Source organism: Actinotignum saccati, from assembly GCF_051265055.1.
In the GTDB taxonomy this organism is placed as follows: domain Bacteria; phylum Actinomycetota; class Actinomycetes; order Actinomycetales; family Actinomycetaceae; genus Actinotignum.
Genome location: NZ_JBOZCC010000008.1, coordinates 86,735 through 93,663 on the forward strand (window position 1 = coordinate 86,735; position 6,929 = coordinate 93,663).

Genomic DNA, 6,929 nt, shown 5'->3' on the forward strand with positions numbered 1-6,929 from the left:
GCACTGCCTCGTAACGCGCCCGGCGCGGGCCGTTCTTCAGTAAGCTAAAGCTTGTGAAGGAATCAAAGAAGTCACCCTCCCTGATGGATCGGATTCGCTCGGCGGTGTCGCGGCGCGAACAGATTGAGCGCGTGGCCGAAGAGGCCGTGGAGCGTTACGCGAAGGACCCGGCCGATAGCGGCGGGCGTTCGCAGCGCACCGTTGTGGAGATTCATCCGGCCGGGGTGCAGCCGGTTCTGGTGACGTGGGGCGTGAGCGCCTGGCTCCTCATCGGCGTGGTTATTGCCATTTGGGGAATTTTCCACATGGCGGCTTCGGTGCAGTGGGTGCTGGTGGCGGTGTTCCTCGGGCTGGTCATGACGTCGCTGCTGCATCCGATTGTCAATCTTTTGGATCGGATTATGCCGCGGGCGCTGGCGACGGCGCTGGCGCTGCTGGGCCTGTTCGCGGCGCTGGGCGGGATTATTTATTGGATTATTGATTCGGTGGCGAATCAGTGGTCGAGCCTGTCCGAGCAGATGCAGCGCGGCCTGGATGGCATTTTTAATTGGATTGCGAACGGGCCGATTCCGATTAATATTACGGTCGATGAGCTGCGCGAGGGCCTGAACGAGGGTATCGAACGTGCGGCTACGTACTTGCAGAATAACGCGGGAAATATTGCGTCGACGGCGCTTTCGCAGGCCGGCACGGTGGCTTTGGCTTTCACCTTGATCGCGCTGGCGCTTTTCTGCTCGATTTTCTTCCTGGCGGCCGGGAAAAATATGTGGCTGTGGTTTATTAATGTGCTCCCGGATCGGGCGCGGCGGCGCACTCACGCGGCGGCCACTGCCGGGTGGTACAGCTTCTCCGGCTACGCGCGCGGCACCATTCTTATTGCGCTATGCGATGGGGTGATGGCCGCGATTCTGCTGGTGGCGTGCGGGGTGCCGCTGGCCGCTCCCCTGGCGACGCTCGTGGTCATCGGTGCCTTTATTCCGCTGTTCGGTGCGCCGGCGGCCATGATTATTGCGGCGCTGGTGGCTCTGGCCACGAAGGGCGTGGTTATTTCCCTGGTGGTGCTGGTGGGCGTGGCGCTGATCGGCCAGTTCGAGGGGCATGTGCTCCAGCCGCTCATTATGGGCCATCAGGTCTCGCTCCACCCGGTGGTGATTGCGGTGGGCGTGACGGCCGGTACTTTTGTGGCCGGGCTGCTGGGTGCGATTATTGTGATTCCGCTGATTTCGATTGTGTGGGAAGTGTTTAAGGTGCTGCGCCGCACCCCGGATAAGCCGCTCACGGAGCTTCCCGAATTGGATTTGCGCGATTTGGCGGGGACCGCGGTGGCCAAGCAGCTCCTCGAATATAACGCGAAGGAGCTCAATACCCGCGCTGAGGAATCTCCCTCGCCGGTCACGGCGAGGGCGGCGTCGCACACCCTGGGCGGGGAGGAACGCGTGGTCGATAGCGCGGATATTAATTCCCCCACGCCCGCGGCTCCGGACCCGGATTACGCTTTCGACCAGCCGAATTTCGAGGTGGACGGGGAGGAACCCGGCCCGGATTACAACCCGGTCAAGGGGTAGTAGCCCGGTAGAGGATCCCAATAGCTCAGTAGCTCCGTGGCAGGTCACTCCGCCGCGGTGGCCTCACGGCTCGGCGGAGCGGGTCCTCATACCGAAAGCGCGTCTACCGTTCGGCGCGATCTTCGCACGGGCATCCTCAACCAAAGTCGCCTTTATACCGTTTGCGCGATAACGGTAATGAGAAGGATGACGAGGAGTGAGCCGACCGTGGTGATGATGACGGCGTCGCGGGCCATGGTGACGCCGGAGCGGTAGCGGTGCGCGTAAACGAACACATTGTTGGCGGTGGGGAATGCCCCGATGATGGCGATGGCCATGAGGGCCTCGCCGCGCGCGCCCAGGAGGTAGCCGGCACCGAAAGCGATGAGCGGCCCGAGGACGAGGCGACAGAAGATGCCGAGCATGAGGGGTGCACTTTCGCGCCCGAAGCGGGGTAGGCGCGCGCCGCGCAGAGACATCCCCATAGCCAGCAGAATAATGGGCACGTTTGCGCCTGCCATTTTTTCGAGGGGCGCGGAGATGAGTTCCGGGATGGGGATCTTGAGGAGGGCGACCATCAGTCCGGCGAAGACCGCGATAAGTAGCGGGTTTTTGAGGCGGGAGAGGATGGTGCGCCACAGCCCTTCGGTTTTCTTGCCGGTTTGGTTATCGAGGATGGAGAAGAAGACCGGCACCATCACGAGGATTTGGAAGAGCAGAATGGGTGCGGCGGGGGTGGGGTCGCCGGTGATGGCCACGAGGAAGGCCACGCCCAGGTTGCCGATATTGGTATAGCAGGCAACGAGAGCGCCAACGGTGAGTTCGGTTCCGCGGCTTTTGAGCACGGTGGCGGCTAGGGCCGTATAGATGAGTCCGGTTCCTACCGAGGAGATGATATTGGCGAGCCCGTTCACCCCGAAGAAGGATGCCGGGTTGGAGTTGGCGAGGGTGGTGAACATGAGGGCTGGCAGCGTGGTGTAGAAGACCAGCTGAGTGAGGGTGCGGTCGCTTCCCGGGGGTACGATTTTGCAGCGCGCGACGAGGTAGCCGACGAGCATAATCGCGATAATCACCCAAAAGTTGAGCAGTACTGAGGCCATAACAGCACTAGTGTAGACAGAGTCGTTCGGGCGTGAGGGCGCGTCTCGAGCGGGCGGGCAGCAGCGAGCGGAATCTATTTCCAGACGGCGGTGGCGCGTAGTGCGCGGTGGTCGGAGAGCGGCAGGAAGAGGTTTTCCGCGGCCCGCACCTCAACCCCGGTTCCGAGGATATGGTCAATTTGGCTCTCTGGCTCATCGGAGGGGTAGGTGAGGGCTTCTGCGGCGGCTTCGAATCCGGTGGCCGCCAGAGGTACTTCGCAGCCGCGAATATTGAGATCCCCGATGATAAGCCGCGGGGCGTTCTCTAGCCCGTAACGCTGGGCGAATCCGGCGAGGGCGCCCGCTACGGTGCGTAGTTGCGTCACGTTGAGGCGGTACGTGTACGTGAGGTGCGTTGCGGCAACGACGACGGAGTGCCCGGGCGCCACCTTGATTTCCGCAAGGATCGCAACCCGGGGAATTTCACCGATCCCGATATTTGTCCGAAGGGTTTTCAGCCATGTTTCTTGCTGGTGGACGGGCAAGTTGATGACCTCGCGAGCACCGATGGGGTAGACGGAGAGGAGCGCAGTGCCGACCCCGCGGGCTTCCCCTTTTTTGGTGGCGCGGAGGCGGCCGCGCTCATTTTTGGTGGGCGCGAAGATGGCTTCGTGGTAGTTGCCGGCAGCGAGGAGGGGCGCGTAGAGGTCTCCGCCGGCGGTGGTGACTTTGACTTCTTGAAGGGCGAGGAGTTCCGGGCCGGCGGCGGTGATGAGCCGGATGGCTTTGCTAATGGATTCCCGCTGCCATGTCACTTTGTCCGTGCCCGGGCGCGGGCGCCGTGAGGGCTTACCTTGTTGGAGGTTAGCGGACATGACATGAAGGCTCGGCATGGTTTCTCCTTTGTCGCGACCCGGTGGACATCGCCGCCCGGGGAGTCCCTGGGGTGCGGTGTGCAACACGGGTGATTCTACCGAATCTATGCGGTTGTGGACGTGTTTGCGGAATCAGGTAGCGGCCCGGGCGTGGGCTCGGTGTGGGAGCCGGGCGCGGGCTGGGTTTCGGGTTCGAAGGTGAGCGCGACGGAGTTCATGCAGTAGCGCTGGCCGGTGGGTGTGTGGGGTGCGTCGGGGAAGACGTGCCCGAGGTGGGAATCGCAGGTGGCGCACCGGACTTCGGTGCGGGGGTAGCCGAGTTTGTAATCGACGTCTGTGCGCACGGCTTCGCTGCGGGAGGGGTCATAGAAGCTGGGCCAGCCGCATCCGGCATCGAATTTGGTGGTGGAGCGGAAGAGTTCTGCCCCGCAGGCCCGGCATCGGTAGATTCCTTCGCGGTTTTCGTTCAGGAGTTCGCCGGTGAAGGGTACTTCGGTTCCCGCTTGGCGCAGGACCGTAAATTCGGCCGGGGTGAGGACCCTTGCCCATTCTTCATCGCTTTGCGGGAGCATCTGTGCCATGGCTTTTCCTTTCTTCATTTTCCTCGCTATCGCTACTTTGTTTAGCTGCTTCAGGCTGCTTAGCGGTCTCGCTTTGCTTAGTTGCGCCAGCTTGCTTGGCGTTATCAGCTTGCTTGGCGTTATCAGGTTCGGTTATTTCTCCGGATACGGCCGGGAAGACGGCGGTAGGAGGCGCCGATGATTCTGAGGGGACTTTGCCGGCTTCGTGGATGGGTTCTTGTTGGCCGGTGCGGCGCGCAGCATTGTGTTCCCGCTCTGCCAGCACTTCGGCACCCGGGCCGGAGAATTCTTGGCCGCGTTTTTCAGCTTGGATGGATCCGGTGAATAGCGAAGCTTCATGGCCCTCCCGAATGCGAGTGGCCGGACCTTCCGTGCCAGCGGGACTTTCAGGCCGGCTGGCTACCGGTACCCGCTCCGGGCGCACCGCTGCTTCAATATCGGATGCGGAGAGAATGCGGGTTTCTTGGTAGTCCTGCGGGTCGAAAGTGGTATCCGGCTCGGTTTGTTCCTGGGCACCGATGGAGGTGCGGGTGACTGGGCGAGCCGCGGGCTTGGCCTGCTTTGCAGTTTTCGCACGCTTCTTAGATTTCGCGTGCGCCTTGGACTCTGCGTGCGCCTCGGACTCCGCGCGCTCCTCAGATTCGGCACGCTCACCAGAGCTCCCGGCCACCAATTTCTTGGATTCCTCAGATTCCCCCGCCTCAGCTTCGCGTGATTCACCAGCCGCATCGCTTCCCAGCTGCTCCGAGCTACTTCCTGCCTGCTCCGAATCGCTTTCCGCGGCAAGGGTACCGGGGGCGGAAGGGGCTGCGTCGTCGTTATAAAAACGGGTGTGCGGGAAGGCATCCGGGGCGTTGTTCTGCAACCACACGATGAGCTTTTCGCGCACGTGGTTGCGCAAGTCGGTGAGTTCGCCGGGTGAGGAAGCGGAGACTATCGCGGAGACTTGCAGGCCGTTGGGGCTGGAGGCATCCCCCACCACGAGGATGCCGGTATCACCATCCCAGAGGTCAGTATTGGCAAGGATGCGGTCAAGTTCGGCACGTAGTTCTGCGATGGGGGCGCTCCAGTCCAGTTGGAGAACCACCGATCCCATAATGTCTAGATCGCGCCGGCTCCAGTTTTCGAACGTGGTGGAGGTGAGTTTATTGGAGGGCACGATGAGGCGCCGGCCGTCCCAGACTTTGAGGACCACATAGGAGAGCGTGATTTCCTCAACCGTGCACATATTCCCGTCCCAAATGACGATGTCATTGACGCGGATGGAATCCGAGAAGGCTAGCTGCAGCCCGGCGAACAGCGTGCCCAGGGTGGATTGCGCAGCAATACCAACAACCAGGGAGATCACGCCCGCGGAGGCGAAAAGTGAGGCGCCGGCGGCTTTTGCGCCCGGGTAGGTCATGAGCATGGCGGCCAGGCCGATCACGATAAGGAGGGCTACCGCCAGGCGCCGCAGAATCTGCAGCTGAGTTTGCACCCGCCGATAGCGCGTTTCCGCTACCCGCTCCACGAATTTGAGGTAGGAGCGCGCTGCCCCGTTCACCACGCCGACAAGCAGCCAGGTCAGGCCCGCGATAATGAGAAGAAGCAGCAAGTGTTTGAGCACGGGCGACCAATTAGGCCGATCCTGTTCCGGGAAATTCTCCATATAAGAGAACAGCCCGAAACGCGCCCCGACCACCGCGAGGGTGAATTGCGCGGGCACCTGGATGCCGCGCACCACATCGATAAGCCCGGTATGGCGCCGGAAACCGGCCTTGACCACCGCAACGATAACCACGGCAATCACCCAGCCAATGAGGGCACCCAGCAGGCACACCCCGAGCAGCTGCGCGATATCAACCGTGGCAGCCACGGCCTGTTCGGCAACTTCATGCAGATCCGAGGTGGGGGTGGGTTCCGGCGTGGGCGCCTCACTTTCCGCCCGCAGCCAGGGCGCGAGCGAGAGCGTTTTCCAGGCGGCCGGGGCCACCGCGAGTACCGATGCGTTCATGTCTGAAAGCCTAGTAGGTGCCTACGACAGAAAAAGCGGCGTCGAACTTCTTTCGCCTCCGGCGTGAGACCGCCGGGAAGCGCCCACAAGCCTCCTATCTGGTACGACGCCGCCCGCGCGCAGCGTGGTCACCTCCCTGAAAGGCGCGGATTACCGCGGAAAACTCGCTTGGTGATCGAGAACACCCTCGTTCAATTTGCTAAGACCTGGAATCCTACGTAAGCTTATACCCGTTCCCTCAGCGGGGACGCTTTGAGAACAACGTTCTTGAGCCCCCATCGTCTAGAGGCCTAGGACGCCGGACTTTCACTCCGGTAACACGGGTTCGAATCCCGTTGGGGGTACGCGATGGTTATTTGCCTAGCAAATGGCCCCGTAGCGCAGTTGGTTAGCGCGCCGCCCTGTCACGGCGGAGGTCGCGGGTTCAAGTCCCGTCGGGGTCGCGAAGGAAGAACGCCCGGGAAACCGGGTGTTTCTCTTTCGGCTCTGTAGCTCAGTTGGTAGAGCGTTCGACTGAAAATCGAAAGGTCACCGGATCGACGCCGGTCGGAGCCACCACCTCTTCTCTATTGCTACAGCACCACTTCTCAGCATTCACACATCCTCACTATCTGCATTTTGGTGACCCGTTCGAGATACCACACACCTTCCCGCAACCAACCAGCCGGCGAAACGTCTGGCCAACTCGGGAGCCTCCACCGAAGCCACAGCGCTTATTGCTGGCGGATTGCTCGTGGCCGGTAGCGGCGTCGTCGCCAGAAAGACCAGAAAGAAGCGCGCCTAGTGTACCGTCCTTGATTTAGCTTTCTGGTTGTTGGGTGGGGGTTTCCAGGGTTGTTCTCGCGCGTGCTATTTTC

Annotated in this window: 6 protein-coding genes and 3 tRNA genes; 5 read left to right on the forward strand and 4 right to left on the reverse strand. The window is 61.8% G+C overall.

The annotated features are described in order from the left end of the window. Nucleotides 1-53: 53 nt before the first annotated feature. Entirely contained in the window at nucleotides 54-1,565 is a 1,512-nt protein-coding gene (locus tag ACRQEC_RS07550) for an AI-2E family transporter (protein WP_284890302.1), read from the forward strand. Nucleotides 1,566-1,717: 152 nt separating this feature from the next. Here the strand turns inward: ACRQEC_RS07550 and ACRQEC_RS07555 are convergent, their stop codons facing one another. The 4 genes from ACRQEC_RS07555 to ACRQEC_RS07570 all read right to left on the reverse strand — a co-directional run bounded on the left by ACRQEC_RS07555 (nucleotide 1,718) and on the right by ACRQEC_RS07570 (nucleotide 6,072). Continuing rightward, nucleotides 1,718-2,644, reverse strand: a complete 927-nt coding sequence (locus ACRQEC_RS07555; protein ID WP_087069764.1) for an AEC family transporter — start codon at nucleotides 2,642-2,644, stop codon at nucleotides 1,718-1,720. Nucleotides 2,645-2,718: 74 nt separating this feature from the next. Further along, complete coding sequence (locus ACRQEC_RS07560; protein WP_284890301.1) at nucleotides 2,719-3,516, reverse strand: endonuclease/exonuclease/phosphatase family protein; 798 nt, start codon at nucleotides 3,514-3,516, stop codon at nucleotides 2,719-2,721. A gap of 86 nt (nucleotides 3,517-3,602) precedes the next feature. Next, complete coding sequence (gene msrB, locus ACRQEC_RS07565) at nucleotides 3,603-4,079, reverse strand: peptide-methionine (R)-S-oxide reductase MsrB (protein WP_284890300.1); 477 nt, start codon at nucleotides 4,077-4,079, stop codon at nucleotides 3,603-3,605. Beyond that, nucleotides 4,051-6,072, reverse strand: coding sequence for a mechanosensitive ion channel domain-containing protein (locus ACRQEC_RS07570; protein WP_284890299.1), 2,022 nt, complete (start codon nucleotides 6,070-6,072; stop codon nucleotides 4,051-4,053). Before ACRQEC_RS07570 ends, msrB begins: the two co-directional genes overlap by 29 nt. A gap of 271 nt (nucleotides 6,073-6,343) precedes the next feature. On the opposite strand from ACRQEC_RS07570, the gene ACRQEC_RS07575 reads away from it, so the two are divergent. The 4 genes from ACRQEC_RS07575 to ACRQEC_RS07590 all read left to right on the forward strand — a co-directional run bounded on the left by ACRQEC_RS07575 (nucleotide 6,344) and on the right by ACRQEC_RS07590 (nucleotide 6,856). Further along, nucleotides 6,344-6,416, forward strand: a tRNA-Glu gene (locus ACRQEC_RS07575). A 25-nt stretch (nucleotides 6,417-6,441) separates the two neighbouring features. Next, nucleotides 6,442-6,515: transfer RNA gene (locus tag ACRQEC_RS07580), tRNA-Asp, on the forward strand. Nucleotides 6,516-6,554: 39 nt separating this feature from the next. Then, nucleotides 6,555-6,630: transfer RNA gene (locus ACRQEC_RS07585), tRNA-Phe, on the forward strand. Between the two features lie 118 nt (nucleotides 6,631-6,748). Continuing rightward, complete coding sequence (locus ACRQEC_RS07590) at nucleotides 6,749-6,856, forward strand: LPXTG cell wall anchor domain-containing protein (RefSeq protein ID WP_369281067.1); 108 nt, start codon at nucleotides 6,749-6,751, stop codon at nucleotides 6,854-6,856. The last annotated feature ends 73 nt before the right edge of the window (nucleotides 6,857-6,929 follow it).